The following is a 738-nucleotide window of genomic DNA, read 5'->3' as shown; positions in this document are numbered from 1 at the left end:
TCCTCTTGGGATTCAACCCCGGACATCCGCATTAGCGGTGACATCTCAGGTAAGAACATTGTCATCGGGTTCCTGTACGACTTCCAGTATGTGTTCAGTCGTTTCCTCATCAAGCAGGAGCAGAACGACGGCACAACGTCCACTGAGGACTCTGGTCGCCTACAGCTGCGCAGAGCGTGGGTGAATTATCAGGACACTGGCGCGTTCACTGTGATCGTCGATAACGGTAGCCGGGAGTTCAACTATCTGGTCAACGCCCGAGTAGGTTCTACTGGTCTACGTCTGGGCCAGAAGGCCACGACCACTGGTCAGTATCGTTTCCCGGTGACAGGTAACGCACTGTATCAGAAGGTGTCCTTGAGTTCCTTCAACGCTTCCCCAGTGTCAATCATTGGGTGCGGCTGGGAGGGTAACTACATGAGACGCGCTAACGGTATTTAACTGAACGTCTCCCTGTGGTGTTGCTCAATTAGGTAGCACTATAGGGAGACCACACTAAGAGGGGGACTTAAAGCATGTACATAAGAAACACTGTAAGTAATGACTTCGAGTTATTCATCCCGGCCTACCATGACGTACTTGAGGCGCAGGCCATGGGTATAGAACCATCGTTCCCAGCGGTTACTGAGTGTGTCACGTTAGACCACGATGGTTTTCCTTTGGCTATAGGTGGACACTGTGGAGACCAGTGCTGGTTCGTCACGAGTGACCAAGTGTGGAGACTCGACAGGGCTGGCA

General features: G+C 52.3%; 2 protein-coding genes. Both read left to right on the top strand.

Annotated elements, in window-relative coordinates; all coding sequences use genetic code 11:
• Window positions 1-441, top strand: a 441-nt coding sequence (locus tag HHU12_RS34280) for a phage nozzle protein (protein WP_205960091.1), incomplete at its 5' end; no start/stop codon positions are given.
• A 74-nt stretch (window positions 442-515) separates the two neighbouring features.
• A partial coding sequence (locus HHU12_RS36035; protein WP_169661199.1) for a phage protein Gp13 family protein occupies window positions 516-738 on the top strand: 223 nt, incomplete at its 3' end.

Origin of the sequence: Flammeovirga aprica JL-4 (assembly GCF_012844305.1) — a bacterium.
GTDB classification, from domain to species: domain Bacteria; phylum Bacteroidota; class Bacteroidia; order Cytophagales; family Flammeovirgaceae; genus Flammeovirga; species Flammeovirga aprica.
This window is presented reverse-complemented; position numbering and strand designations above follow the sequence as displayed.